This window comes from Stenotrophomonas sp. YJH_SMC_122 (assembly GCF_059369535.1).
This window is the reverse complement of the sequence record NZ_JCAFST010000003.1, coordinates 115,777-141,020: the sequence shown is the minus strand read 5'-3', so window position 1 is coordinate 141,020 and position 25,244 is coordinate 115,777. Positions and strand designations below refer to the sequence as shown.

The following is a 25,244-nucleotide window of genomic DNA, read 5'->3' as shown; positions in this document are numbered from 1 at the left end:
GCGAACAGCGGCGGAGTCAGGGCGCGATCCAGGCCAGGGTCGCCATGCGCCCGGTGCGACGATCGCGCCGATGCGAATACAGGTCCGGGTCGGCCATCGTCGACACCGTGCCGCCATACACTTGCGCCGGGTCCATCCCCACAGACTGCAGACGCTGCCGCGCCAGCGCGAACAGGTCCACCTTCCAGTGTCCGGGACGGGTCGCGACGAACGCCCGCTCAGCAGCGGGATCATGGCCGACGAAGGCGTGATAGACCTCCTCGCCGATCTCATAGTCGGACGGCCCGGCGGCCGGGCCCAGCCAGGCCCGCAGCTGCGCCGGCGGCGTCTGCAGGGCGGCCACCGTGGCCTCCAGCATGCCGTCGGCCAGCCCCCGCCAGCCGGCATGGGCCGCGCCCACCTCGCTGCCGTCTGCGGCGGCGAACACCACCGGCAGGCAGTCGGCGGTCAGGATCGCCAGCACCACGCCCGGCACCGAGGTTACCGCCGCGTCGGCCACCGGCTCGCTCGCGCCGGGCACCGGCGGTGCATCGAATCGCAGCACGGTGCTGCTGTGCACCTGGCGCAGCCAGTGCGGCGCCGACGGCAGCGCCAGCCCCTGTTGCAGCAGCTGGCGGTTGTGCTCCACGTTGGCCGGGGTATCACCATCGGCCGCATGCCGGTTGCCCAGGTTGAACTGCGCGAACGGCGTCGGCGAGATGCCCGCGCCGTGCCTGCGCGTGGTCAGCGCGTGGACGCCTGCGGGCGCCGGCCAGTCGGCCTGCAGCAACGGCAGCGCGGCCGCCATTACCAGCGGTCCCGCTCGCGGGCGGCGAAGGCTTCGCTGTCTTCGCGCAGCACCTTCATCAGGTGCAGCATGTCCTCCGGCACCGGCGCGGTGTTGCGCACCGGTTCACCGGTGATCGGGTGCATGAACTCCAGGGTCTCGGCGTGCAGGGCCTGGCGCTTGAAGCCGCGCAGCGCGGCCACCAGCTCGTCGCTGGCGCCCTTGGGCAGCTTCAGCGCGCCGCCATACAGCGGGTCGCCGATGATCGGATGGCGCACGTGCGCCATGTGCACGCGGATCTGGTGGGTACGGCCGGTTTCCAGGCGGCACTCCAGCGCGGTGTGTGCCCGGAAGCGCTCGCGCAGGCGGTAGTGGGTCACCGCTTCCTTGCCGTCCTCACGCACCGCCATCTTCAGGCGATCGCGCGGGTGGCGGTCGATCGGGGCATCGGCAGTACCACCGGCCACCAGCGCGCCCATCACGATGGCCAGGTACTGGCGGTGCACGTCGCGTGCGGCCAGCTGCTCGACCAGCGCGGTCTGCGCTTCCAGGGTCTTGGCCACCACCATCACGCCGCTGGTGTCCTTGTCCAGGCGGTGCACGATGCCGGCGCGCGGCAGCACCGCCACCGACGGATCGCGGAACAGCAGCGCGTTGACCAGGGTGCCGCTGTGGTTGCCGGCCCCCGGATGGACCACCAAGCCGACCGGCTTGTTGATCACCAGCAGGTGCTCGTCCTCGAACAGCACGTCCAGCGGGATGTCCTCCGGCAGCGCGTCGGTCTGGGTTTCCAGCACCACATTGAGGGTCACGACCTCGCCGCCGCGCAGCGGATCGCGCGGGCGCACCTGGGCACCGTCCAGCAGGACCTCACCGGCCTTGATCCACTCGGTCAACCGCGAGCGCGAGTATTCGGGGAACAGTTCGGCCACGACCGCGTCGAAACGGCGGCCGGCGGCGGTGTCGGGGACGATGGCCTGGCGGGCCGATTCAGAGGGTTGTTCAGACATGGCAGGGGGCATTCTTTGGAATTTTGGGGTCCCGGCGGCCGGTTTCAGTCGCTGGACAGGACACTAGGCTATCATCGACCCTTCGTATTCCAGCCGCGTCCCGCCTCGACCCCATGATCCGACGCTCCGCCATGCTCTCCGCGCCCGTCCGCCTCACCGCCCTGCTGCTGGTGCTGGTCATCGCCGCAACCGGCTGCCATCGCGGCGCCAAGAAGGGTGATCGCCCCGATGAAGGCGTGCCGGTCGAACAGCTGTACGAGAAAAGCCACAAGCTGATGCAGGGCGGCAACTGGAGCGGCGCCGAAGCCAGCTTCCGCCGCCTGGTGGCCCAGTATCCGTACGGTCCTTACACCGAGCAGGCGATGATCGAAACCGCCTACGCCCAGTACAAGGCCGGCAAGCACGATGACGCGGTGTCCAGCATCGACCGCTTCATCCGTACCTACCCGACCCACCGCAACATTGCCTATCTGTACTACCTGCGCGGCCTGGCCAACTCCAACCGCAGTACGGTTTTCCTGCGCCGCGTATGGTCGCTGGATGCCAGCCGCCGCGATCTGTCCACGCCGCACCAGGCGTACTCGGACTTCAACATCGTGGTGGATCGTTACCCGAACAGCCGCTACGCCGCCGATGCGCGCCAGCGCATGCTGGAGCTGCGTGACGTGTTCGCCCAGCACGAACTGGACAACGCCCTGTACTACATGCGCCGCGGCGCCTGGGTGTCAGCCGTGGGCCGCGCCAACTACCTGCTGGAAACCTACCCGCAGAGCGCCTTCCAGTACGACGCCGTGGCCGTGCTGGCCGATTCCTACACCCACCTGGGCAACAAGACCCTGGCCGACGACGCCCGCCGCGTCCTGCAGCTGAACCAGCCGGACCACCCGTGGCTGGAAGGCAAGTGGCCGAAGTACCCGTGGATGATCCGCAAGCTGAACCCGTTCGCCGGCGAGAAGTCCGCCAGCACTGGCCAGCGCAACGCGCGACTGGAAAAGAAGTAAGCGAGGGCCCCGAAAGGGGCCCTTCTTCTTTGTGGAGTCGGGCCATGCTCGACTGCTTTCCTCGTCCACCTCTCGGCGCCGGTGCAGTCAACGCCTACCACGCGTACCTGCTCGATGGCCTGCTGCAGGTCGCGCCGCAGATCGACCGCGTCCTCAGCGACGCCGGCCGCGCCCGTGTTGCAGTGGCACGCGAGCAGTGCCTGGGCGAACTGGCCACCACGCTGGACGGCGCCGACACCGGCAGCATGTTCACTGCACCGCTGGCCAGCGTGCCGGGCATCTGGGCGGCGCTGTACGACTATCTCGGCGTACCGCGCCGCGGCTTCAGCCAACCGCTGATGCCGGCCAGCGGCCGGCACTACCCGCCAGGCGCTGCCTCAGCCCTTGTAGCCGTTGCTGATCGGGTAGCGCCGCTCGCGGCCGAACGCGCGGCGCGAGACCTTTGGCCCCGGCGCGGCCTGGTGCCGCTTCCACTCGCTGATGCGCACCAGGCGCAGCACGCGGTCGACCACGGCTGCGTCGTAGCCGGCGGCCACGATCTCCCCGCGCGACTGCTCCTGGTCGATGTAGCGGTACAGGATGCCGTCCAGCACGTCATAGGCCGGCAGCGAGTCCTGGTCCAGCTGGTTCTCGCGCAGCTCGGCCGACGGCGGGCGGCTGATCACCGCCGGCGGGATCACCGGTGCGCCGCCCACGGTATTGCGCCACTTGGACAGGCCGAACACTTCGGTCTTGTACAGGTCCTTCAGCGGCGCATAGCCACCGCACATGTCGCCGTAGATGGTGGCGTAGCCGACCGCGTACTCGCTCTTGTTGCCGGTGGTCAGCAGCAGGCCGCCGAACTTGTTGACCAGCGCCATCAGGATCACGCCGCGGCTGCGCGACTGCAGGTTCTCTTCGGTCACGTCCGGCGCGGTGCCTTCGAACATCGGCGCCAGCGATTCCATCAGGCCCTTGAACGCCGGCTCGATCGACACAGCCTCAAGCTTCACCCCCAGCGCCCGGCACTGCTCGGCGGCCAGGTCGTTGGACAGGCCGGCGGTGTAGCGCGACGGCAGGCGCACGGCGGTCACGTTCTCCGCGCCCATCGCATCCACGGCCAATGCCAGCACCAGGGCCGAGTCGATGCCGCCGGACAGGCCCAGCCACACCTTCCTGAAGCCGTTCTTGCGGCAGTAGTCCTGGATGCCACGGGTCACCGCGCGCCAGGCCAGCGCGTCCATGCTCTCGTCGCCGTCGTCCATCCACACATGCGGCATGAAGCGGCGGGTCTCACCGTCGTAGTCCACCACCAGCCACTGGTCGACGAAGGCAGCAGCGGCCGGGTGCACCGTGCCATCACCATCCGCCACCACCGAAGCACCGTCGAACACCAGCGCATCCTGGCCGCCCACCACGTTGAGGTAAGCGATGGCCGCCCCGCTCTCGCGGGTACGCGCGGCCAGCACGGCGTCGCGCTGCGCGTGCTTGCCACGCTCGTAGGGCGAAGCATTCGGCACCACCACCAGCTGCGCACCCGCGCGCATGGTGTCGGCCAGCGGCTCGGCAAACCACAGGTCCTCGCAGATCAGCAGGCCGACCGGAATGCCATTGACCTCGAACACGCAGCTGCCACCATCCGGATCGACATCGAAGTAGCGGCGCTCGTCGAACACGGCGTAGTTGGGCAGCTCACGCTTGCGGTAGGTCTGCTCGACCAGGCCGTCACGCAGCACGCTGGCGGCGTTGTAGACCACCGCGCCAGCCGCCTGCGGCCAGCCGACCACGGCGGTGATGCCACGGCAGGCGGTGGCGATGCGGGTCAACGCCTGCTCGCACTCGTACAGGAAACCCGGGCGCAGCAGCAGGTCCTCCGGCGGGTAGCCGCTCACCGCCAGCTCGGGGAACATCACCAGCTCGGCGCCGTACTCGTCGCGCGCCTGGCCGATCATCTCGATGATGCGCTCGGTGTTGCCGGCGACGTCGCCGACCGGGAAGTCGAACTGCGCCATCGCGATGCGGATCGAAGCCATGGGAATCCAGCCTGTGGTTGCAATGCTTCCATTGTAACGCCGGGGTCAGATCCGTTTTGCGCAGCAAAAGGATCTGGCCCCACGCCAGACGCAGAAAGGCCGCCCCAAGGCGGCCCTTCTGTTTCAGGCAGCCGGCCAGCGGCCGGCTCTACAGCATCGTCTGCCGGAGGCAGTCGATCTTATTTCACCAGCTTGGCGATGGCAGCGCCCAGGTCGCCCGGCGAACGGACGGTGACCACGCCAGCGGCCTCCATCGCGGCGAACTTGCCTTCCGCGGTGCCCTTGCCGCCCGAGGCGATCGCACCCGCGTGGCCCATGCGCTTGCCGGCCGGAGCCGACGCACCGGCGATGAAACCGACGACCGGCTTCTTCACGTGGTTCTTGATGTACTCGGCGCCGGCTTCTTCAGCGTCACCGCCGATCTCGCCGACCATGATGATGCCTTCGGTCTGCGGGTCTTCGTTGAACAGCTTCAGGCAGTCGACGAAGTTCAGGCCGTTGATCGGGTCACCGCCGATGCCGATGCAGGTGGACTGGCCCAGGCCGACTTCGGTGGTCTGCTTGACCGCTTCATAGGTCAGGGTGCCCGAACGCGACACGATGCCGATCTTGCCCGGCTTGTGGATGTGGCCCGGCATGATGCCGATCTTGCACTCGCCCGGGGTGATGACGCCCGGGCAGTTCGGCCCGATCAGCACGGTGTCCGGGTAGGAACGGGTCAGCACGTTCTTGACGCGCAGCATGTCCAGCACCGGGATGCCTTCGGTGATGCAGACGATGACCTTGATGCCGGCAGCCGCAGCTTCCAGGATCGCGTCGGCCGCGAACGGCGGCGGCACGTAGATGACCGAAGCGTTGGCGCCGGTGCTCTGCACGGCATCGGCAACGGTGTTGAAGACCGGCAGGTCGATGTGGGTGGTGCCACCCTTGCCCGGGGTCACGCCGCCAACAACCTGGGTGCCGTACTCGATCATCTGAGTGGCGTGGAAGGTGCCCTGCTGGCCGGTGAAGCCCTGCACGATCACCTTGGTGTTCTTGTTAATCAAAACAGACATGGGAATTTCCTTCGGTGTCGTGGATCAGGCGGCGTTCTTGACCGCTTCAACGACCTTCTTGGCGCCGTCGTTGATGTTGTCAGCCGGGATGATGGCCATGCCGCTGTCACGCAGCAGCTGCTTGCCTTCTTCCACGTTGGTGCCTTCCAGGCGCACCACGACCGGAACCTTGACGCCCACTTCCTTCACGGCGGCGATGATGCCTTCGGCAATCATGTCGCAGCGGACGATGCCGCCGAAGATGTTGACGAAGATGCCTTCCACCTTGTCCGAGGACAGGATCAGCTTGAACGCCTCGATGACGCGCTGCTTGTTGGCACCGCCGCCCACGTCCAGGAAGTTCGCCGGCTCGCCGCCGTTGAGCTTGATGACGTCCATGGTGGCCATGGCCAGGCCGGCACCATTCACCATGCAGCCGATGTTGCCGTCCATGGTGACGTAGTTGATGTCCAGCTCCGAAGCGGTCACTTCGGTTTCATCTTCCTGGGACTTGTCGCGCATTGCGACCAGTTCCTTGTGGCGGAAGTTGGCGTTGTCGTCGCTGTTGAACTTGCCGTCCAGCGCGTACAGGTTGCCATCGTCCAGGATCGCCAGCGGGTTGATCTCAACCAGCGCCAGGTCCTTTTCGTTGAAGATGCGGTACAGGTTCACCATGATGTTGGCGAACTGGCCGGCCTGCTTGGCAGTCAGGCCCATCTTGAAGCCGATGTCACGGCCGTGGTAACCCTGCACGCCTTCGACGAAGTCCACGTTCAGGGTGTGGATCTTGTCCGGGGTCTCGGCAGCGACCTGCTCGATTTCCATGCCGCCTTCGGAAGAGGCGATGTAGCTGATGGTGCGGGTGCCGCGATCCACCAGGACCGACAGGTACAGCTCCTTGACGATCTCACCGGCGGTGGTCACCAGCACCAGGTTGATCGGCAGCTCGACGCCGGCGGTCTGGTAGGTGGCCATCCTGGTGCCGAGCATCTTGGCCGCTGCGGCCTTCACGTCGTCGACGGTCTTGCAGAACTTGACGCCGCCAGCCTTGCCGCGGCCGCCAGCGTGGATCTGCGCCTTGACCATCCAGGGGCCCTGGCCCAGCGACTGGGCGACTTCAACCGCCTCGTCCGGGGTCGCCGCGACCTTGCCGGCCGGGACCGGGATGCCGTATTCGGCAAGCAGTTGTTTTGCCTGGTATTCGTGGAAATTCATGCGTCACCGTGGGAATAGGAACGACCGCACGCAATTCCTCAGGGCCCCCTGGAAGAGGCACCGGCACGGACCGCGGCGGGCCCACTATTGTGGCCGAGCCGGCGCCGGGGCGCAAAGAAGTCTGTACAAAACGCCAGAACCGGCCAGATTTCCGCCGTCATTCAGGCAGTTGCGCCCGGGGGCCGGCTGGCCAGCGGTATCCAGCCCGGGCCAAATGCGCGATCCGGGCCGTACCGGCGGGCCCCTGCCCGGGGCCCTATACTGGTCAACCAAGGTGTGCAGCGTCGGGGGTGCTCGACGGCTTCCACCGCAGGCCACATCGAAGCGACGTACCGCCGGCCCCAGGGGACGCCGGGCAGGCCCGCCGCAGATTCCAGACCCAGGCAGCCAGAAGGGGAGTTCCGGCGTGTCACCCAGTGCTTCATTGATCGACCGCATCGAATCGATTCCGCGGCGTGAGCTGTATTTCTTCGCGCTGTACCGGGTGCTGATCGCCTCGGTCATCGCCGCCCTGCTCTACAGCCCGCTTTCGGCCATGGTCGGCGAAGCCGACCACCCGCGGCTGGCCGACACCGTCGCCGCCATCTACCTGGTGCTGTCGCTGCTGGCCCTGGTGATCGGCCGCAACGAACGCTGGCTGCGCCCGATCGTGGTCAGCGGCGTGCTGGTGGACATCGTGGCCGCCACCCTGTTGTCGCATGCCCTGCCGGGTGCCAGCGCCGGCATCTCGATGTCGCTGCTGTTCAACATCGCCGCCGCCGCCACCCTGCTGCCGCTCAGCCTGGGGCTGGGCCTGGCGCTGGCCGCCAGCCTCGCCACCGGCGTGGAATACACCTGGAAGCTGCTGGAAGGTGGCGACCCCACCCGCACCCTGGCCGAACTGGCGATGTTCGCCACCAGCTACCTGGCACTGGCCTTCATCAGTTACCAGGTCGGCAGCCGCGCGCGCCGCAACCAGCAGCTGGCCAACCAGCGCGGCGACGAAGTGGCCAACCTGTTTCAGATCAACGAGCTGATCATCCGCCGCATGCGCACCGGCGTGCTGGTGGTCGACGCCGACAACCGTGTCACCCTGGCCAACGAGGCCGCCTCGATGCTGCTCGGTGACAGCGACGGCAGCGGCGAAAGCGGCCGCCTGGACCTGGCCAGCGCCGCCCCGGAACTCGCCCGTCGCCTGCAGCGCTGGCGCAACGGCTGGGCCCAGGACGAACTGCCGCTGCAGCTCAACCCCGACCAGCCCGAAGTGCAGCCCCGCTTCGCGCGCCTGCTGGCCGGCAGCGACCTGGCCCTGGTGTTCCTGGACGATTCCAGCGTGGTCTCGCGCCGCGCCGAGTCGCTCACCCTGTCAGCAATGGGGCGCTTCTCGGCCAGCCTCGCCCACGAGATCCGCAACCCGCTGGCCGCGATCAACTACGCGGTGCAGCTGCTGGAAGAAGGCACCGGCTTCAACGAAAGCGACCGCCGCCTGCTGCAGATCATCCGCCAGCAGTGCCAGCGCACCAACGGCATCGTCGAAAGCGTGCTGGGCCTGGCCCGACGCGAGCGCGCCACGCCCGAAAACGTCGACCTGGCCGCCTTCGTGCGCCGCTTCGTGCTGGAGTACAAGCAGGGGCAGACGCTGGAAACCGACAGCATCGAGCCGATCATCAACGACACCTCGGTGCTGGCCCAGGTCGACAGCAAGCACCTTTACCAGGTGCTGACCGTGCTGGTGCACAACGCGCTCAAGTACGGGCGCATCGGCCAGCAGCCGGCGCGGGTGCGCCTGCGCGTGGCGCAGCACGAGCGCAGTGCGGTCATCGACGTGATGGATCGTGGCCCCGGCATTCCCGAGAGCGTGGCCGCGCAGTTGTTCCGGCCGTTCTTCACCACCTCCGAGCACGGCACCGGGCTGGGCCTGTACATCGCCCGCGAGCTGTGCCGGGCCAACCAGGCACGGCTGGACTACATCCCGGTTCCGGCCGGTGGCTCCTGCTTCCGCCTGGTGCTGCCCGGCCCGCATACGCTGTTGCCCACCTGATCTCGATTCTGTGCGTCAAACATTTGTCGCTTCCAGCCCCCTCGTTTATCTTTCACGCCCATGAACGAAACCCGCAGCGCCCTCGTCGTCGACGACGAACGCGACATCCGCGAACTGCTGGTACTGACGCTCGGCCGCATGGGGCTGCGCATCAGTACCGCAGCCAACCTTGCCGAAGCGCGCGAACTGCTGGCCAGCAATCCGTACGACCTGTGCATCACCGACATGCGCCTGCCGGACGGCAATGGCATCGAGCTGGTCAGCGAGATCGCCCAGCACTACCCGCGCACGCCGGTGGCGATGATCACTGCCTTCGGCAGCATGGACCTGGCCGTGGAAGCGCTGAAGGCCGGCGCCTTCGATTTCGTCAGCAAGCCGGTGGACATCGCCGTGCTGCGTGGCCTGGTCAAGCACGCGCTGGAACTGAACAACACCGAGCGCCCTGCACCCGGCCCCGCCGCCGAACAGGGCGCACGCCTGCTCGGCGACTCGCCGGCCATGGACGTGCTGCGTACCACCATCGGCAAGGTCGCGCGCAGCCAGGCGCCGGTCTACATCCTCGGCGAATCCGGCGTGGGCAAGGAGCTGGTCGCACGCACCATCCACGCCCAGGGCGCCCGCGCGGCCGGCCCGTTCGTGCCGGTCAACTGCGGTGCCATTCCCGGCGAGCTGATGGAGAGTGAATTCTTCGGCCACCGCAAGGGCAGCTTCAGCGGCGCCCACGCCGACAAGCCCGGGCTGTTCCAGGCCGCGCATGGCGGCACCCTGTTCCTGGACGAAGTGGCCGAGCTGCCCCTGCAGATGCAGGTGAAGCTGCTGCGCGCGATCCAGGAAAAGTCGGTGCGCGCGGTCGGCGCCGCCAACGAAGAGCCGGTGGACGTGCGCATCCTCTCGGCCACCCACAAGGACCTGGCCGAGCTGGTCGAGGACGGGCGCTTCCGCCACGACCTGTACTACCGCATCAACGTGATCGAACTGAGGGTGCCGCCGCTGCGCGAGCGTCGCCAGGACCTGCCGGAACTGGCCGCGTCGGTACTGGCACGGCTGGCCCGCAGCCATGGCCGCCCGACGCCGCTGCTGGCGCCGTCGGCGTTGGACGCGCTGGCCCAGTACGCCTTCCCCGGCAACGTACGCGAACTGGAGAACATCCTGGAACGCGCGCTGGCACTGGCCGAAGAAGATTGCATCGGCGCCGACGACCTGCGCCTGCCGCAGCATGCCCCACGCACGCCCGGCAGCGCAGCGCATGCCGAAGCCGTGGTGGACCTGCAGCCCGGCAACGCCGCCCTGCCCTCGTACATCGAACAGCTCGAACGCAGCGCCATCCAGCGCGCGCTGGAAGAAAACCGCTGGAACAAGACCCGTACCGCCGCGCAGCTGGGCATCACCTTCCGCGCGCTGCGCTACAAGCTGAAGAAGCTGGGGATGGAGTAAGCACAGGGTCACCCAATCTGGTAGTGCCGGCCGCTGGCCGGCAACCTCATGCATCGCGGCATCCACGCACGGCGTGGATCGACCTCAATCCTTGGTAACGCGGTTGATCTCGGCCAGGCTGGTAATGCCCGCCGCCGCCTTCTTCAACGCCGATTGGCGCAGATCGTTCACCCCGATCTGCTGCGCGGCCTCGGCAATCTGCAACGCATTGCCACCGGCCAGCACGATCGTGGCGATCTCGTCGGTCATCGGCATCACCTGGTAGATACCGGTACGGCCCTTGTAGCCCTCGGTGCACTCATCACAGCCGACCGCCTCGTACAGCTCGATACCCGCGTCCAGCTGCGCCTGGGTGAAGCCTTCGGCCAGCAGCGCGTGCTCTGGCAGGTTGGCCGGGCGCTTGCAGTTGTTGCACAACCGGCGCGCCAGGCGCTGGGCGATCACCAGCGTCACCGAGCTGGTGATGTTGTAGGGCGCGATGCCCATGTTCATCAGGCGCGCGATGGTCTGCGGCGCATCGTTGGTGTGCAGCGTGGACAGCACCATGTGGCCGGTCTGCGCCGCCTTGATCGCGATCTCGGCCGTTTCCAGGTCGCGGATTTCGCCGACCATGATGATGTCCGGATCCTGTCGCAGGAACGAGCGCAGGGCCGCGGCGAAGGTCATGCCGCGCTTGTTGTTCTGCTGCACCTGGTTGACGCCGGGCAGGCGGATTTCCACCGGGTCTTCGGCGGTGGAGATGTTGCGCGTCTCGTCGTTGAGGATGCCCAGCGCGGTATACAGCGACACCGTTTTGCCTGAACCGGTCGGGCCGGTTACCAGCACCATGCCGTAGGGCTTGTGGATGGCCTCCAGGAACAGCTTCTGCTGGTCCGGTTCGTAACCCAGCTTGTCGATGCCCAGCTTGGCCGCGCTGCCGTCCAGGATACGCAGCACCACCTTCTCGCCGAACAGGGTCGGCAGCGTGCTCACGCGGAAGTCGATCTGCTTGGTCTTGGACAGGTTGAGCTTGATGCGTCCGTCCTGCGGCACGCGCTTCTCGGCGATGTCCAGCTGCGCCATCACCTTCAGGCGTGCGGCGATGCGCTGGTTCAGCTTCACCGGCGCGCGCGCGACCATCTTCAGCAGGCCATCGATGCGCAGGCGCACGCGGTAGTCATCTTCATAGGGCTCGAAGTGGATGTCCGAGGCGCCCTTGCGGATCGCGTCCACCAGCACCTTGTTGACGAATTTCACCACCGGGGTGTCATCGCCCTTGGCGTCGATGCCGGCGTCGCCGGCTCCGGAAATGTCCTCGTCACCGCCGGACACATCCAGGTTGCCAATGCCATCGTCGTCACCGCTCAGCGCGTCGCCCAGCGTGTCATGGCTGGCATGCCACTGCTCGAGCGTGCGGCGGATCTGGTCTTCATCCACCAGGATCGGCTCCACCACCAGGTTGGTGTGGAACTTGATTTCGTCCAGCGAATGGGTCGGGTTGCTGGTGCCCACGAACAGCTTGCCGCCGCGCCTGAACAGCGGCAGCACGTTGTGCTTGCGCAGCAGCTCCTCGCTGACCAGGCTCATCGCGTTCTGGCTGGCGTCGAACGTGGACACGTCGAACAGCGGCATGCCGAACTCGACCGCGTTGGCCGCCGCCAACTGGGCCGCCCCGACCACCTTGTTCTGCGCGAACCAGGTCGGCAGCGGCTGGCGGGCCGCAGCGGCCTTGGCCATGGCGTCGCGGGCGGAAGCCTCGTCCAGCGCACCATCCTGGACCAGGCGACGGGCCAGGCCGGTGATGCCGACGAGGTTGGCGGTGGTTACGGCGTTCATATGAATCCTTGGCTCATCATGGGTCAGGCAGTGCGGCGCGCCTTCCAGGGGCACCGCACAGGGCAGCAGAACCTGCCGCGACCCGCTGGCCGACGACGACGCCAATCCTTCAGCATGACTGCCTCGCCCGGCACTCCCAGCCCGGCAGGCACGATCCTGACTCCCCCGGGGATGATAGCCCCGTCAACGGCCCACCAACATCCCTTCTGGTCACATGTTTCCACATCGCTTTCGTCTACAGCCGCTCCTCAGACTACTTCAGGTTGGAGGAGGTCTGACCCGTGCCTTTCCTTCCGCTCCTTCCCCGCCCCATTCAGGCACCGCAGCGGAGTACCATTGCACCGGGGAAAATGGGGACACACTTTGAATCAGCTCAGCATCATCCTGCCGGCCAAGAATGAAGCCGAAGGCCTTCTTCGCACGCTGCCGGAACTTCGTTTGCAGTACCCACTTGCAGAGATCATCGTAGTCGATGACGGCTCCACCGACGCCACCGCAACAATTGCGCGGGAACAAGGTGTTCGGGTGCTTTCCAGCCCCTATTCGATGGGTAACGGTGCCTCGATCAAACGTGGCGCACGCGCAGCCTGTGGAGACATTCTGGTGTTCATGGATGCCGATGGGCAGCATGACCCGGCCCACATCCGGGCATTGCTGGATAAGCTGTCCGAAGGCTACGACATGGTCGTCGGCGCTCGCGACAGCAGCGGCCAAGCCAACGTTCACCGCGGCCTTGCCAATCGATTCTACAACTGGCTGGCCAGCCATATGACCGGCTTCAAAGTAATGGACCTGACTTCGGGCTTCCGTGCGGTACGCGCGCGACGCTTCCGCGAGTTCCTGCATTTGCTGCCTAACGGATTTAGCTACCCAACGACCAGCACCATGGCATTCTTCCGAAGCGCCTACCCTGTTGCCTATGTCCCCATTCCTGTCGCGAAGCGTGTGGGGAACGGTAGCCACATTCGTCCGATCAAGGATGGAATCCGCTTCCTGCTGATCATCTTCAAGATTGCCACCTTGTACTCTCCCCTGAAGCTGTTCGCACCCGTGGCGCTGGCCTTCTTCCTTCTGGGCTTGGGCTACTACGGGTATACATTCGCGACCATGCATCGCTTCACCAACATGAGCACACTGCTGTTCAGCGCATCGGTGATCATCTTCCTTATCGGCTTGGTATCGGAGCAGATCACCGGCCTTACCTACCTTGCATCGCGGAAGGACTCAACCGAGTGACTGAGGGAGGCATGCAGACCGCCTCTCTTCCGGGGCTGCTGGTCGTGGCGTCCACCTATCCGCGGTGGGAAGGAGATACCGAGCCTGGGTTCGTGCACGCCCTCAGCCGGCATCTGACCGGTGATTTCCGGGTCACTGTGCTATGTCCTCACGCTCCTGGCGCCGCCACCCAAGAGAAACTGGACGGTGTACAGGTCATTCGCTATCGCTACGCGCCGGAATGCATGGAGCAACTTGTCAATGGTGGTGGCATCACCTCCAACTTGCGCCGCCGCCCTTGGATGCTTGCACTGTTGCCCACGTTCCTGCTGTGTCAGTGGTGGGCATTGCAACGCGAGCTGCGGCGAAATCGTCACGAAGTGCTGCATGCACACTGGATCATTCCGCAGGGACTCACAAGCGCGCTGCTGCCAAGACGCCTCCGCCCCCCGATGCTGATTACATCTCATGGCGGAGATCTCTTCTCTCTGAAGGGGCGGCTTCTCTCGGCCGTGAAACGATTCTCCCTAGCTCGCGCACAAGCGGCCAGCGTCGTCAGTCAGGCGATGGTGGCGCCCTTTCGCGCATTAGCGGCGAACCTTCCCTTGGCGGTTTCGCCAATGGGCGTGGACCTTCAACATCGCTTTGTCCCCTCCCCAGTGAAGCGGGCACATAACGAACTGCTGTTCGTCGGACGACTGGTCGAGAAGAAGGGATTGACGTACCTGATTGATGCTTTGCCACTCGTTCTGGCTCGTCATTCCCAGGTCTTTCTCACCATCATCGGACACGGGCCGGAACTACCAGAACGGGAAGCTCAGGTGGCAGCATTAGGTCTGCAAAAGCACGTCCGTTTCGTCGGTCCGGTGACGCAGAACGCGCTTCCCGCCTACTACCAACGTGCGACTACGCTCGTCGCTCCCTTCGTCGAGGCCCGCAACGGAGATCAGGAGGGGCTTGGATTGGTTACTGTGGAAGCTCTCGGTTGCGGCTGCCCGGTCGTGACCACGGACGTGCCGGCAGTACGTGATGCATTTCCAGCGGGCCCGCCTCGCTATGTGGCCATGCAACGATCCTCAGCTTCGCTTGCAAGCGTACTCATCGAACTGCTGAGTGCACCGGAACAGGCGCAAGCGTGGGCGCACGCACAACGACCTGAGCTGGTAGCTCGCTTCGACCATTCGCAAGTCGCCGCAGACTATGCGAAGCGATTACGCGCCATCATGGAGCCCCAGAATGCCCGCTAGGCTACCGCGCCTTGGCAACCTTGCTAGGACCTCGATCCTGGTGATGTTCTGGCAGGGCATGCGGATGGCGTGCTTGGCTGCATGGATCATCCTCGGCGCTCGCGTTTTGGGGGCAACCGACTACGGCCTGTTCTCCGGCACGGTTGGCACGGCCTCGGCTCTTGCCGGCCTAGTCGGGCTGGGCAGCGGCATGCTGATGTATCAATACAGCACTGCGGACCACGGGAAGTTTCCCCGTTATTGGAAGCAGAGCCTTGTACTCTGCGCCCTGAGCGCAGCGCCACTTTCCTTGGCCTTTTCTCTACTGACCGCTGGCTTGATGTCGTGGCCCGCACTCGGCCTTGTCGCGCTTTCGGAGATCATCGCATTCCCTATCGTCACCAATGCTGCATTCGCATTTTCAGCCAATGATCGTTTGGGCTGGGCCGCTGCCCTCCCCGCATTGAACGCAGGCATGAGGCTTGCAGCCATCTGCATCTTCGGGCTGCTACCGGTCGACCACAACCTGACGACCTATCTATTGCTGCACCTGGCCTCTTCGGCATGCAGCGCGGTGCTGGCCCTCATGCTGGTCCGGCGAATACTGCGCCCCGGCCCAGCACACCTGCAGATCGGACGCAGCGATTTGAAGCATGGCACCGGACACGCCGCTGCATGGAGTTCTGCCGTTGCCGTGACTACGCTGGATAAATCGTTAGTCCTGCATGCAGGTGGAAGCGAGCTAGCCGGCTTGTATGCTGCGTGCTATCGCATCGCGGCGGTAATTGCGATGCCACTCGATGCAATGGTCATGTCAGCGATGCCGCGGTTGTTCCGTGCGCAACCAGTGTCCCCCCAGCATCTACACCTGATCGTTTCAATGATCTTGGTCGCGACGGCGTATGGAACGCTGGGGGGCCTCGTGCTGTGGTGTACCGCCGGCATCTTGCCCTCCGTGCTCGGTATTGAGTTCTCTGCTGCCATTCCCGGCCTGCAATGGATGGGCCTGTTCATCATCGGCTACAGCCTGCGCCAAATCGCCTGTAATGTGCTGATTGGACGTGGCAAGAAAATGCATCGATTCATCATCGAGACTCTCGGGCTGATGATAATGACCTTGATCGCCGCAACTTGGATTCCTGCACACGGACTGTTGGGAGCGGTTTGGATGATCATCGTCGCAGAAGCACTGATGGCAATGGCCGCATGGTTGACTGTGATTTTCAGTCCCGGCTCTGAAGTCGCTCAATTGCCAAGCTGAAGAGCTCCAGATACGCCTCACAGGCTGCATCGATGGAGAATGCCTTGCTACGTTCGCGAAGATCTTCAGCAGCCACCTGCCGCCTTCCATTCAGCACATTCCTCATGGCCTGGGCCAATGCATGCGCATCTCCCACAGGCACCAGTTGGCCAAACTGACCGCCGCCCAAGACTTCCGACGGACCGTGTGGGCAGTCGGTAGCAATCACCTGAACGCCGCAACTCATGGCCTCGACCAGGACATTGCCAAACCCTTCGTAGTCTGACGGCAGCACCAGCGCCGTGCTTCGGGCCATCCAGGGCAGCGCATCCTCCACCCGCCCCAGCAGCGCGCAGTCGCTCTGGAATGTGCTCCTCTCAATCCACTGGGCCACACGCGCACCTTCCGGCCCCTGTCCCAGTATGAGCAAACGTGCCGGATGGGTGGCTCGCACCAGCACAAATGCCTCCCAAAGAAGATCGAGGCGCTTCTCCGGTGAAAGGCGCCCCGCATAGATAAAAACCGGAACATCGTCATGCGGGAAGGGCCACGCCTGAGAAATGTGCCTTGCCTGCACACCCTCCGTACTGACCAACGGGTTGTGAATAACTCGTATTCCGGAGCGAGGGAGCTTCAGCTCAGACGCCATTTCTGTCGCCAACGCCACAGAAACAGCGACCAGACCCTGGGACCGCGCCAGCATGCCCCGCATCGCCCAACGAATCAATTCCAGTTTGAGCCTGACAAACCCACGAGCCGCCCGCCTGGGCCCTGACAGCGAAAGATGCTGAGCCACAACGACTGCCGTAGAAGGATAGAGAATGCGGCGCCAGAAGGTGACCCATACCGCAATGTCGTTGGAGGTAGTGACCACGACGCGTGGCCGCTCACGTCGGATGCGCAAGGGCAATCCAAGGAGCATCTGCCACGCACCGCGCGGAGCGATGAACGTCACTTCACCATTGTCACCCGGCCCATTCAGATCACGCCCGGCGATGATACTCACCGAGCATTTTCTCTTCTTGAAGCCACGCGCGAGGTTCAATTGCACGCGCTCCAATCCGCCGGCTTCCCAGCGGCTGGCCAGCAGCCAGATCATGCAACCTCCAAGGCCCGGACCGGCCCTGCAATGCAGATCACATCCTGATAGTCACGCAGATCCTGAACACCGATCCGAACCAACCGCCGCCTCGCCTCCAAGCGATAGAAGCGATAGCCCAATGGCGATAGCAGCTCCAGAATCTCCCGACTATGGTATCCAGCGGCCAGGCTGGAGCGCTCCTGTACTTCCACTGCGATTATCGGCAGGAAGCGTCGTAACGTTTCGATGCCCCCCTGCAGACAGGGCAACTCACCGCCTTCAATGTCGACCTTCAAAAAATCCAACCGTGACAGGCCAATACGCCTTACGAGTTCGTCCAACGTTGTTATGTCGACCATTCCAATACGCTGGTCGACACCCTCGGTTCCATGCAGGCTCCCCAGTCCCTGATGAACTTCATTCACGTCATGCTGTCCGCAGGACGCATAGATCGCCTGCCGGCCAGCCTCTCCTGCCAAGCCCTGCTGATGGACCTGCACTATCCCCTGCAGCCCATTGCGCCGCACATTCAATCGCAATTCGTCAGCAATCCCGGCTATCGGCTCCAATGCGACGACATGACCGGCACTGCCCACTCGATTCGCGCAGACCAGGCTAATCTCCCCGATGTTGGCACCCACATCGATCACGGTCATTCCCCGCTCAAGGAGATGGTCGAGGAGAGAGACGAGGCGAAGGTTGTAGTAGCCCATCCAGAACATGCGACGCTGCATATGCTCGGCAAGATCGAGGGTCATGATGAACCGGCCATCGAAATCGCGCACTGTCTGCCGCCCGCGGGCGTGACGGAACAGGCGGCGTAGCATGCTCTGCACCCAGCCCGGCCGCTCCCCGATGCGCAGCTGATTACCCACCCTCCTCAGCGCTGTTGCAAATCCCATGCCCCCCCCGCAGGTGACTTCCCACCTTCAACTGGCCCATGATGATGCACTACCCATCTGATTTTCCATACAGGTCAGTCCATGCATGTCCTCATGCTCAGCAAGCGGCAGTACACCGGACGCGACCTCATCGACGACCGCTATGGCCGACTCTGGGAAATCCCGGAAGCACTTGCGCGCCGTGGGCATGCCATCAGCGGAATCGTACTGAGCTATCGGCATCGAGATTCCGGCAATTTCCTGTCTCCGGCAGGGGTTCAATGGCGTTCCATCAACGCTCTTTCACTCGAGACCATCCAGTTAGAACGTGCAATCAGGCGACTTCACCAGAAGCACCCTATCGATGTCCTCCTGACAAGCTCCGATGCACCATGCACCGTGCTCGGTGCAAGCTTGGCGAAGCACATCCATACTCCTCACGTTGCAGATCTCTACGACAATTACGAATCTTTCGGACTCAGCCGGATCCCAGGCATGCGCGCCGCCTTCCGTCGCGCATGTGCGCGCTCAAAGGCAATCAGCGCAGTAACACATGCCCTGGCTGATCACGTGAAATCCACTCTTTCAACACCTGTTCCAGTACATGTCATTGGCAACGCGGTCCGCCGGGATCTGTTTCATCCGATCGACAAACGTGTCAGCAGGGAGATGCTTGGTCTTCCCGTGAAGGCTCGCCTGATTGGCTGTGCCGGCGCCCTCGACCAAAGCAGGGGGATTGAAGATCTATTCCGAGCATTCCAGGCACTTTCAGAGCGCTACCCCGACATCCACCTCGTCATTGCCGGCCCTAGGGATACCACCCTTCACCGCTACCCACATCCCAGGATCATCGATTTCGGCGTCATCGGCTGGAAGCAGGTCCCGTTATTAATCAATTCACTCGATGTATCGGTAGTCTGCAATCGCAATTCAGGGTTTGGGCGTTTCTGCTACCCATTGAAGCTAGCGGAATCGATTGCCTGTGGCGTACCGATCGTCGCCTCAGACGTTGGTGACACACGACGGATCGGCGGGGGCGCAGTACGCACATACGTCCCCGGCGACATCAATGATCTCGTAGAAGCCATCGACCTTCAGCTTCAGATGCCGCTTTCCAATACCGACCTGAGGGCCTTCGACTGGGAAGAACGAGCCATTCAGATGGAAGCGCTTCTTCTAGAGGCGACACGCCCAAATCACCCCTGAACTCTCGTTCAAGCCCCGGGACCGGACTGTCGTCTAGCGACAGGATGTGGGCACATACCGGGCGTCCAACCCTCCACAAGACCAGTTCACCGCCCCGTTGGTATCGCTCGCGGTAAGAACTAGTGTCTGTCCGGCGACCTTCGCGCTGGCCGAAGAAGCAAAGGCCACCGAGATCGATCCGGTACCGTCAACGGTCACCGATCGGACGAATTTTCCGGATACCGACCCTGGAGCAGCCATGCCCGCGGCGCGATTGTCGGCAGGAAACTGCCCATGGTCGGAGTAGTAGGTGGCTATTGCCTCCTTGGCCCCGGTCGACAACGAGAGCCCCTCAGCTACCTGTCCTCGAGCAACATAGTCCTGGTAGGCCGGCAGCGCAATTGCCGCCAGGATGGCGATGATAGCAACCACGATCATGAGTTCGATCAAGGAAAATCCACGCTGATTCATGTACTACTCCCCTGTTGTTTGTTGGCTCGCCACCAGCCAATGCTCCAGGCCCTCAATGTCCCGGTCATATGCATGGCGATGATTGACGGCTCGCAGGATCCCCAATCCTTGCCTAGCCTCACTGACCTGAAGCAAGTTCGATGCCAATCCCATCCTCAGCAACCAAAGCCGGCATCCCAGGTCCTCCGGCGAGATCTGCACGGCCTCACGAATGAGCCTCATCGCTAGAGACGGATCTTTCATCACGTTGAAGGCGTAGTTGGAGAACACTACACGGACCCTCGACGATCGAGGATTCTCTGCAGTTGCGGTCGACAACAGAGCAAACAGTGCCTGCTCTTCAACTGGCCTGCACCCCCCCTCAACCCGACATGCGACGATCGCTTCAAGTGCCCCGACTTCCTGTGGTCCCAATGACCGCCTGGATATCTTCCGCTCAAGTGAACCCCATATCTCCGGGGGCTGCGCCCGCCCTTGATGCGAGTTGAGAATGATCAGTGCCTGCTCGGGAAGTGGCGAACTACCGGGCAATGAGGCCGCATGCGTGAACTCCTTCTCAGCCAGCGCCCAGGCCGGGGAGGCAGGATCCGCGGGGGCCGATGCCAGCAGTGCTCGTCCAAGTTCATAACCGGCCCGCGAAGAATCAGGATTACGGTTGGACAACGTGAGAGCAAGGCGCATTGGATCCGCCCACGTCTGCACCTGGATCCACCCCATGGCCGCAACAAAAAGCAGCAGGACTCCCCCTGCCGTACGGCGTGCCTCAACGGTCCACCTCTGCATCACCGCGGCCAGTGGTTGCACCAAGGCAAGAGCGATACCCACGATTGCCAGGTAGTTCCGATGTTCAAATGCCAACTCCAGCGGCACAACGTTACTGGTCAGCAAATGGCTGGCAAAGAACCATCCGATGCCAAGTGCCGTCAGGGGCCAGCGCTTGCGCAGCCCCCAAGCCGCTGTCGACAGCGCGACCAGCGCCAGCATCGGGACTATGAAAGTAGTTGAACGCCAGGATGGCGGGACCTGTGCATTGTCGTAATAGAACTTCAACGACTCGGGCCAGGGAAGCATGATCTGCTGAAGGTAGTTCAGCAGAATCGCCGGTTGCGAGTACAACCTGCCTGCCAAGCTGAAATCACGTGCCGAGTAGCGTTCCGGCGCTAGGGCGCCAGGCAGAATCACTGCGAAATATAGAAAGATCGCCCCTATGGCTCCAAAGGCATATAGGAGGGAAATTGCGCGCGCGCGTGTTCCATCCGGATTCCGGAACTTGAGGAGAAACACCTCGATCAAGAGTGTGTAAGCTGGGATGAGTATCGCGGTCTCTTTGAAGCCCAGGCCAATCCCGGCTCCGAACACCGCACAGCACCACCAGAGCAACGACGCCCGGGACCAGGGAGCGCTGCCGCGCGCCTTGAGATAGCAGAGAAGTGCGATCAGGACTCCCGTCGCCCCTCCTATTTCCATGCGCTGCACGACATAAAGGACGGTAGACACCTGCAATGGATGAACCATCCACACGGTGGCGACCATGAAGGCCGTCAAGCGCACCTGTGACCACGAAATGCTGAGCACTCGCCTGATCAGCATGGACGCCAGGGCGAACACCAGCGCTGAATTCAGGAGGTGTAGAGCCAAGCCGGTCGCCTTCATCGGCCAGGGCGCCAAGCCAGTAAAGTAGTAATTCAGGCCGAAACTGAGAATTGCCAATGGGCGGCCCACGTCGCCCGTGACCCCATTGCCCATGACCTGCGCGATGGAAGTAAAGTCCATCGAGGTCAAGCGCCAATCCGGATCGTCCACCAGATTGGGAAAGTCATCAAAGATGAACCCCCCATTCAAGCCATTCCAGTAGACGCCCACTCCGAGCAACGCCAGCAGGACCAGACCCGCCAGGGGCAGCAGTCGCTGCGCAGGTGCACTTCGCATCGAATAGAACTCCCCTTGCCCCAAAAAAGAAAGGGCCGCAAAGCGGCCCTTTCCCGATACCGCTATGCCGTCTGCGCGATTAGCGGCAGGACGACGGACGGTACTTGGCGTCGATGGTACCGGAGCTCTTGCAATCCCAGGTGATCGAGCCGCCCGCATCAGCCGGAGTCAGCACGAAGGTCTTGCCTGCAACCTTGGAGCTAACCGAACCCGAGCCCTTCATCATTGCGGTAATTGCACCACCGGTGCCAACAGTCACGCTGGTGACATACTTGCCGCTGATCGACGAGGCGCCAGCAAGGCCAGCCAAAGCATTGGTGGTCGGGAAGGCGCCCTTGTCGGCGTAGTACTCGGTAACAGCGGTCTTGGCACCCGAGCTCAGGGTCATCGCTTCGGAAACCTGCGAGCGTGCCACATAGTCCTGGTAAGCCGGCAGCGCGATGGCAGCCAGGATGGCGATGATCGCAACAACGATCATCAGTTCGATAAGGGTGAAGCCCTTCTGGTTCTTCATTTGGTACATCCCCAAGATAAGTGGTGGTTGATTTCAGAAGTCAGGATCGGTCTGACCAGTGGTCAGCTGAGCGGGTCCTGCCCCCTGCGGGTGGATCAACGCAGGTTGCGTGCCAACCCCGGCACGCCTCCCCCTGGATTTCCCCGCGCCCATGATGGCAGCTATTTCACGGATGGGAACCCCCCGGATGCGAATCTGCGATGGACGCGGCAATGTGACGCAGTGCGTCACCTTTGGTCGGCACCCGGCACGAATTCGCATGATGGTGCCCCCAACAACTGCCCAGACGGGCATGAACCCGCTACCATCGACGGCTAGACGCCCGCCTGGGGATGGCGGGTCTTGGGGAGCCGATATGTCTGTCAGTCGCAGTGCGATCAAGAAGGAGCCCGTGGCGCGCAGCACCACGGACCTGCAGCCGTTTGTCTGGGAGGGGACGGACAAGCGGGGTGTGAAGATGAAAGGGGAGCAGGCCGCGAAAAACGCGAATCTGCTGCGGGCCGAGCTGCGCCGCCAAGGCATCACCCCGGGCACGGTCAAGCCAAAGCCCAAGCCACTGTTCGGCGCAGCCGGCAGCAAGATTTCGCCGAAGGACATTGCATTCTTCAGCCGCCAGATGGCGACGATGATGAAGTCCGGTGTGCCGATCGTCTCAGCGCTGGACATCATCGCCAGCGGGCACAAGAACCCGCGCATGAAGAAGATGGTGGACGGCATCCGCACCGATATCGAGGGCGGATCGTCCCTTCATGAGGCAATCAGCAAGTATCCGGTGCAGTTCGACGAGCTCTATCGCAACCTGGTGCGTGCCGGTGAAGGCGCCGGTGTATTGGAGACGGTGCTTGATACCGTGGCCAACTACAAAGAGAACATCGAAGCCCTGAAGGGCAAGATAAAAAAGGCTCTGTTTTACCCTGCAATGGTCATTGCGGTAGCGCTCTTGGTCAGCTCGATCCTGCTGATCTGGGTGGTTCCACAATTTGAGGACGTCTTCAGGGGATTTGGCGCTGATCTGCCGGCATTTACTCAGATGATCGTAGCCGCATCCCGGTTCATGGTCTCTTGGTGGTGGCTGATCGCGATCATCGTCATCGGCAGCATCGTAGGTTTCACCATGGCCTACAAACGCTCGCCGAAGATGCAGCACGGGATGGATCGCTTGATCCTGAAAGTGCCAGTCATTGGCCAGATCATGCATAACAGCTCGATTGCCCGCTTTGCCCGCACGACCGCTGTGACTTTCAAGGCTGGCGTACCGCTGGTGGAAGCCTTGGGCATTGTTGCAGGCGCTACCGGCAATACGGTTTACGAGCATGCCGTATTGCGCATGCGCGATGACGTCTCGGTCGGTTACCCGGTCAACATGGCCATGAAGCAGACCGCCCTGTTCCCACACATGGTCATCCAGATGACGGGTATCGGTGAAGAGGCGGGCGCTCTGGACGCCATGCTGTTCAAGGTGGCCGAGTACTATGAGCAGGAAGTCAACAACGCCGTGGATGCACTGAGCAGCCTGCTCGAGCCGATGATCATGGTGTTCATTGGTATCATCGTCGGCGGTCTGGTCATTGGCATGTACCTCCCCATCTTCAAACTGGCATCGGTGGTCTGACACATACATGGCATTTCTCGACCAGCATCCCGGCCTCGGCTACCCCGCCGCGGCCGCCCTGGGGCTGCTGCTGGGCAGTTTCCTCAACGTCGTCATCCTGCGCCTGCCCAAGCGGCTGGAGTGGCAGTGGAAGCGCGATGCGCGCGAGGTCCTGGAGGAACCGGACTTCTACGAGCCCCCACCACCGGGGATCGTGGTCGAGCCCTCGCATTGCCCGCACTGCAAGCACAAGCTGAGCTGGTACGAGAACATCCCGCTGTTCAGCTGGATCATCCAGGGCGGCAAGTGCCGCCACTGCAAGGCGCCGATCTCGTTGCAGTACCCGCTGGTCGAGGCCCTGACCTCGGTGCTGGTGCTGGCCTGCGTCTGGCAGTTCGGTTTCGGCTGGCAGGGCTTCGGCGCCATCGTGCTGACCTGCTTCCTGATCGCCCTGTCCGGCATCGACCTGCGCACCCAGCTGCTGCCCGACCAGTTGACCCTGCCCCTGATGTGGCTGGGCCTGATAGGCAACATCGACAACCTGTACATGCCGGCCAAGCCTGCCTTGGTCGGCGCGGCGGTGGGCTATCTGTCGCTGTGGATGGTGTGGTGGCTGTTCAAGCAGCTGACCGGCAAGGAAGGCATGGGCCACGGCGATTTCAAGCTGCTGGCCGCCCTCGGCGCCTGGTGCGGGCTGAAGGGCATCCTGCCGATCATCCTGCTGTCGTCGGTGCTGGGCGCCATCATCGGTTCGATCTGGCTGTACACCCGTGGCCGTGACCGCGCCACGCCGATCCCGTTCGGCCCCTACCTGGCGATCGCGGGCTGGCTGTACTTCATGTGGGGCGCGCCCGTGGTGGAGCAGTACCTGGTGATGAGCGGACTGCGCTGAGGGGAATCCCCATGAGCCGGTATGTGGTGGGCCTGACCGGCGGCATTGCCGCCGGCAAGAGCGAGGTGACCCGGCGCTTCGAGGCGCTGGGCATCGTGGTGGCCGACGCCGATCTGGCCGCCCGCGCGGTGGTCGCTGCCGGCAGCCCCGCCCTGGGCCGCATCGCCGAGCGCTTCGGCGCCGGCATGCTGCAGGCGGACGGCAGCCTGGACCGGGCGCGCCTGCGGGCCCACGTATTCGCCGACCCGGCCGAACGGGCGGCACTGGAAACGATCACCCACCCGGCCATCCGCCTGCTGATGCAACAGCAGTGCGCGCAGGCCGCCAGCCCCTATGCGATTGCCGCCATTCCGTTGCTGACCGAGGTCGGTGGGCGGCAGGCCTACCCGTGGCTGGACCGGGTATTGCTGGTGGATGCGCCCGAAGCGGTGCAGCACGCGCGGCTGATGCAGCGCGACGGCATCGACGCCGCGCTGGCCGACAAGATGATCGCCGCCCAGGCCACCCGTGCACAGCGGTTGGCACTGGCCGATGATGTGGTGGTCAACGATGGTCACCCGGAAGACCTGCAGGCGCAGGTGGAAGCGCTGCATGAGCGGTATCTGGGGTTGGCTGGGGGTTGAGGCCTGGTTGCCGGCCAGCGGCCGGCACTACCGAAGCGCATCCGCGCGTTGCGGCGATCTACCCGGCGCCACCGTGGAACTGCTGTAGA

General features: G+C 63.8%; 21 protein-coding genes and 1 pseudogene. 11 read left to right on the top strand and 11 right to left on the bottom strand.

Translation table 11 applies throughout. The features are described 5' to 3' along the window. Positions 1-16 precede the first annotated feature (16 nt). Both pgeF and rluD read right to left on the bottom strand, forming a co-directional pair. Positions 17-787: a peptidoglycan editing factor PgeF gene (pgeF, locus tag AC5P66_RS06005; RefSeq protein ID WP_099495928.1), complete on the bottom strand. Its 771-nt coding sequence runs from the start codon at positions 785-787 to the stop codon at positions 17-19. After that, complete coding sequence (rluD, locus tag AC5P66_RS06000) at positions 787-1,776, bottom strand: 23S rRNA pseudouridine(1911/1915/1917) synthase RluD (protein WP_080354703.1); 990 nt, start codon at positions 1,774-1,776, stop codon at positions 787-789. Before rluD ends, pgeF begins: the two co-directional genes overlap by 1 nt. Before the next feature lie 113 nt (positions 1,777-1,889). Here rluD and AC5P66_RS05995 point away from each other — a divergent pair, with 113 nt between their 5' ends. Both AC5P66_RS05995 and AC5P66_RS05990 read left to right on the top strand, forming a co-directional pair. Beyond that, positions 1,890-2,777 carry an outer membrane protein assembly factor BamD gene (locus tag AC5P66_RS05995; protein WP_032960726.1) on the top strand — a complete coding sequence of 296 codons (888 nt, stop codon included), beginning with the start codon at positions 1,890-1,892 and terminating at the stop codon, positions 2,775-2,777. A gap of 80 nt (positions 2,778-2,857) precedes the next feature. Beyond that, positions 2,858-3,130: pseudogene (locus tag AC5P66_RS05990) on the top strand (lipase family protein); the annotation flags it as partial. A gap of 24 nt (positions 3,131-3,154) precedes the next feature. Here AC5P66_RS05990 and AC5P66_RS05985 read toward each other — a convergent pair. The 3 genes from AC5P66_RS05985 to sucC form a co-directional block, all read right to left on the bottom strand. Beyond that, positions 3,155-4,789: an NAD+ synthase gene (locus AC5P66_RS05985; protein ID WP_099495929.1), complete on the bottom strand. Its 1,635-nt coding sequence runs from the start codon at positions 4,787-4,789 to the stop codon at positions 3,155-3,157. Positions 4,790-4,968: 179 nt separating this feature from the next. Next, positions 4,969-5,844, bottom strand: coding sequence for a succinate--CoA ligase subunit alpha (gene sucD / locus AC5P66_RS05980; protein WP_005418610.1), 876 nt, complete (start codon positions 5,842-5,844; stop codon positions 4,969-4,971). Between the two features lie 24 nt (positions 5,845-5,868). Next, positions 5,869-7,038, bottom strand: a complete 1,170-nt coding sequence (sucC, locus tag AC5P66_RS05975; protein ID WP_049416943.1) for an ADP-forming succinate--CoA ligase subunit beta — start codon at positions 7,036-7,038, stop codon at positions 5,869-5,871. 406 nt (positions 7,039-7,444) lie between these two features. Here sucC and AC5P66_RS05970 point away from each other — a divergent pair, with 406 nt between their 5' ends. After that, positions 7,445-9,058, top strand: a complete 1,614-nt coding sequence (locus AC5P66_RS05970; protein WP_049416945.1) for a sensor histidine kinase — start codon at positions 7,445-7,447, stop codon at positions 9,056-9,058. A gap of 60 nt (positions 9,059-9,118) precedes the next feature. Beyond that, on the top strand, positions 9,119-10,492 hold the full coding sequence (locus tag AC5P66_RS05965; RefSeq protein ID WP_099495930.1) for a sigma-54-dependent transcriptional regulator: 1,374 nt from the start codon (positions 9,119-9,121) through the stop codon (positions 10,490-10,492). 84 nt (positions 10,493-10,576) lie between these two features. On the opposite strand, the gene pilB is transcribed toward AC5P66_RS05965, so the two are convergent. Continuing rightward, complete coding sequence (gene pilB, locus AC5P66_RS05960; RefSeq protein ID WP_099495931.1) at positions 10,577-12,307, bottom strand: type IV-A pilus assembly ATPase PilB; 1,731 nt, start codon at positions 12,305-12,307, stop codon at positions 10,577-10,579. 363 nt (positions 12,308-12,670) lie between these two features. Here pilB and AC5P66_RS05955 point away from each other — a divergent pair, with 363 nt between their 5' ends. The 3 genes from AC5P66_RS05955 to AC5P66_RS05945 are packed head-to-tail and all read left to right on the top strand — an operon-like array spanning position 12,671 to position 16,009. Further along, the gene (locus tag AC5P66_RS05955; RefSeq protein WP_049405668.1) at positions 12,671-13,543 is read left to right on the top strand and encodes a glycosyltransferase family 2 protein; all 873 of its coding nucleotides are present in this window, start codon (positions 12,671-12,673) and stop codon (positions 13,541-13,543) included. A gap of 11 nt (positions 13,544-13,554) precedes the next feature. Beyond that, positions 13,555-14,769: a glycosyltransferase family 4 protein gene (locus tag AC5P66_RS05950; RefSeq protein ID WP_241896228.1), complete on the top strand. Its 1,215-nt coding sequence runs from the start codon at positions 13,555-13,557 to the stop codon at positions 14,767-14,769. A 43-nt stretch (positions 14,770-14,812) separates the two neighbouring features. Continuing rightward, positions 14,813-16,009, top strand: a complete 1,197-nt coding sequence (locus AC5P66_RS05945) for a lipopolysaccharide biosynthesis protein (protein ID WP_241896229.1) — start codon at positions 14,813-14,815, stop codon at positions 16,007-16,009. Here the strand turns inward: AC5P66_RS05945 and AC5P66_RS05940 are convergent. Both AC5P66_RS05940 and AC5P66_RS05935 read right to left on the bottom strand, forming a co-directional pair. Beyond that, the gene (locus tag AC5P66_RS05940; protein WP_099495934.1) at positions 15,972-17,087 is read right to left on the bottom strand and encodes a glycosyltransferase; all 1,116 of its coding nucleotides are present in this window, start codon (positions 17,085-17,087) and stop codon (positions 15,972-15,974) included. The two genes, AC5P66_RS05945 and AC5P66_RS05940, sit on opposite strands and share 38 nt — an antisense overlap. Then, positions 17,084-17,896 (bottom strand): FkbM family methyltransferase, encoded by an 813-nt coding sequence (locus tag AC5P66_RS05935; protein ID WP_158229697.1) that lies wholly within the window; start codon positions 17,894-17,896, stop codon positions 17,084-17,086. The genes AC5P66_RS05940 and AC5P66_RS05935 overlap by 4 nt, the downstream gene beginning before the upstream one ends. Before the next feature lie 168 nt (positions 17,897-18,064). Here AC5P66_RS05935 and AC5P66_RS05930 point away from each other — a divergent pair, with 168 nt between their 5' ends. Beyond that, the gene (locus tag AC5P66_RS05930; RefSeq protein WP_241896230.1) at positions 18,065-19,156 is read left to right on the top strand and encodes a glycosyltransferase family 4 protein; all 1,092 of its coding nucleotides are present in this window, start codon (positions 18,065-18,067) and stop codon (positions 19,154-19,156) included. 33 nt (positions 19,157-19,189) lie between these two features. Here AC5P66_RS05930 and AC5P66_RS05925 read toward each other — a convergent pair whose 3' ends face one another. The 3 genes from AC5P66_RS05925 to AC5P66_RS05915 all read right to left on the bottom strand — a co-directional run bounded on the left by AC5P66_RS05925 (position 19,190) and on the right by AC5P66_RS05915 (position 22,049). Continuing rightward, positions 19,190-19,606 (bottom strand): pilin, encoded by a 417-nt coding sequence (locus AC5P66_RS05925; protein WP_070490395.1) that lies wholly within the window; start codon positions 19,604-19,606, stop codon positions 19,190-19,192. 3 nt (positions 19,607-19,609) lie between these two features. Continuing rightward, positions 19,610-21,535 (bottom strand): hypothetical protein, encoded by a 1,926-nt coding sequence (locus AC5P66_RS05920; protein WP_143566439.1) that lies wholly within the window; start codon positions 21,533-21,535, stop codon positions 19,610-19,612. 79 nt (positions 21,536-21,614) lie between these two features. Further along, positions 21,615-22,049, bottom strand: coding sequence for a pilin (locus AC5P66_RS05915; RefSeq protein WP_070490391.1), 435 nt, complete (start codon positions 22,047-22,049; stop codon positions 21,615-21,617). 355 nt (positions 22,050-22,404) lie between these two features. Here AC5P66_RS05915 and AC5P66_RS05910 point away from each other — a divergent pair, with 355 nt between their 5' ends. From AC5P66_RS05910 to coaE, 3 genes are read left to right on the top strand one after another with little or no spacing between them, the layout of a single operon-like run. Continuing rightward, entirely contained in the window at positions 22,405-23,661 is a 1,257-nt protein-coding gene (locus AC5P66_RS05910) for a type II secretion system F family protein (protein ID WP_032957218.1), read from the top strand. Positions 23,662-23,668: 7 nt separating this feature from the next. Next, positions 23,669-24,532, top strand: a complete 864-nt coding sequence (locus AC5P66_RS05905) for a prepilin peptidase (protein ID WP_049416956.1) — start codon at positions 23,669-23,671, stop codon at positions 24,530-24,532. Between the two features lie 11 nt (positions 24,533-24,543). Further along, positions 24,544-25,155, top strand: a complete 612-nt coding sequence (gene coaE, locus AC5P66_RS05900; RefSeq protein WP_111096912.1) for a dephospho-CoA kinase — start codon at positions 24,544-24,546, stop codon at positions 25,153-25,155. Positions 25,156-25,244: the final 89 nt, after the last annotated feature.

What these genes read in the sequence shown, in the direction of transcription:
- pgeF (WP_099495928.1), bottom strand. Translation starts at nt 787, where the DNA reads ATGGCGGCCGCGCTGCCGTTGCTGCAGGCCGACTGGCCGGCGCCCGCA.
- pilB (WP_099495931.1), bottom strand. Translation starts at nt 12,307, where the DNA reads ATGAACGCCGTAACCACCGCCAACCTCGTCGGCATCACCGGCCTGGCC.
- coaE (WP_111096912.1), top strand. Translation starts at nt 24,544, where the DNA reads ATGAGCCGGTATGTGGTGGGCCTGACCGGCGGCATTGCCGCCGGCAAG.
- AC5P66_RS05910 (WP_032957218.1), top strand. Translation starts at nt 22,405, where the DNA reads ATGTCTGTCAGTCGCAGTGCGATCAAGAAGGAGCCCGTGGCGCGCAGC.
- AC5P66_RS05935 (WP_158229697.1), bottom strand. Translation starts at nt 17,896, where the DNA reads ATGCTACGCCGCCTGTTCCGTCACGCCCGCGGGCGGCAGACAGTGCGC.
- AC5P66_RS05950 (WP_241896228.1), top strand. Translation starts at nt 13,555, where the DNA reads ATGCAGACCGCCTCTCTTCCGGGGCTGCTGGTCGTGGCGTCCACCTAT.
- AC5P66_RS05945 (WP_241896229.1), top strand. Translation starts at nt 14,813, where the DNA reads ATGTTCTGGCAGGGCATGCGGATGGCGTGCTTGGCTGCATGGATCATC.
- AC5P66_RS05915 (WP_070490391.1), bottom strand. Translation starts at nt 22,049, where the DNA reads ATGAAGAACCAGAAGGGCTTCACCCTTATCGAACTGATGATCGTTGTT.
- AC5P66_RS05930 (WP_241896230.1), top strand. Translation starts at nt 18,065, where the DNA reads ATGCTCAGCAAGCGGCAGTACACCGGACGCGACCTCATCGACGACCGC.
- sucD (WP_005418610.1), bottom strand. Translation starts at nt 5,844, where the DNA reads ATGTCTGTTTTGATTAACAAGAACACCAAGGTGATCGTGCAGGGCTTC.
- sucC (WP_049416943.1), bottom strand. Translation starts at nt 7,038, where the DNA reads ATGAATTTCCACGAATACCAGGCAAAACAACTGCTTGCCGAATACGGC.
- AC5P66_RS05965 (WP_099495930.1), top strand. Translation starts at nt 9,119, where the DNA reads ATGAACGAAACCCGCAGCGCCCTCGTCGTCGACGACGAACGCGACATC.
- AC5P66_RS05925 (WP_070490395.1), bottom strand. Translation starts at nt 19,606, where the DNA reads ATGAATCAGCGTGGATTTTCCTTGATCGAACTCATGATCGTGGTTGCT.
- AC5P66_RS05985 (WP_099495929.1), bottom strand. Translation starts at nt 4,789, where the DNA reads ATGGCTTCGATCCGCATCGCGATGGCGCAGTTCGACTTCCCGGTCGGC.
- AC5P66_RS05995 (WP_032960726.1), top strand. Translation starts at nt 1,890, where the DNA reads ATGATCCGACGCTCCGCCATGCTCTCCGCGCCCGTCCGCCTCACCGCC.
- rluD (WP_080354703.1), bottom strand. Translation starts at nt 1,776, where the DNA reads ATGTCTGAACAACCCTCTGAATCGGCCCGCCAGGCCATCGTCCCCGAC.
- AC5P66_RS05905 (WP_049416956.1), top strand. Translation starts at nt 23,669, where the DNA reads ATGGCATTTCTCGACCAGCATCCCGGCCTCGGCTACCCCGCCGCGGCC.
- AC5P66_RS05940 (WP_099495934.1), bottom strand. Translation starts at nt 17,087, where the DNA reads ATGATCTGGCTGCTGGCCAGCCGCTGGGAAGCCGGCGGATTGGAGCGC.
- AC5P66_RS05920 (WP_143566439.1), bottom strand. Translation starts at nt 21,535, where the DNA reads ATGCGAAGTGCACCTGCGCAGCGACTGCTGCCCCTGGCGGGTCTGGTC.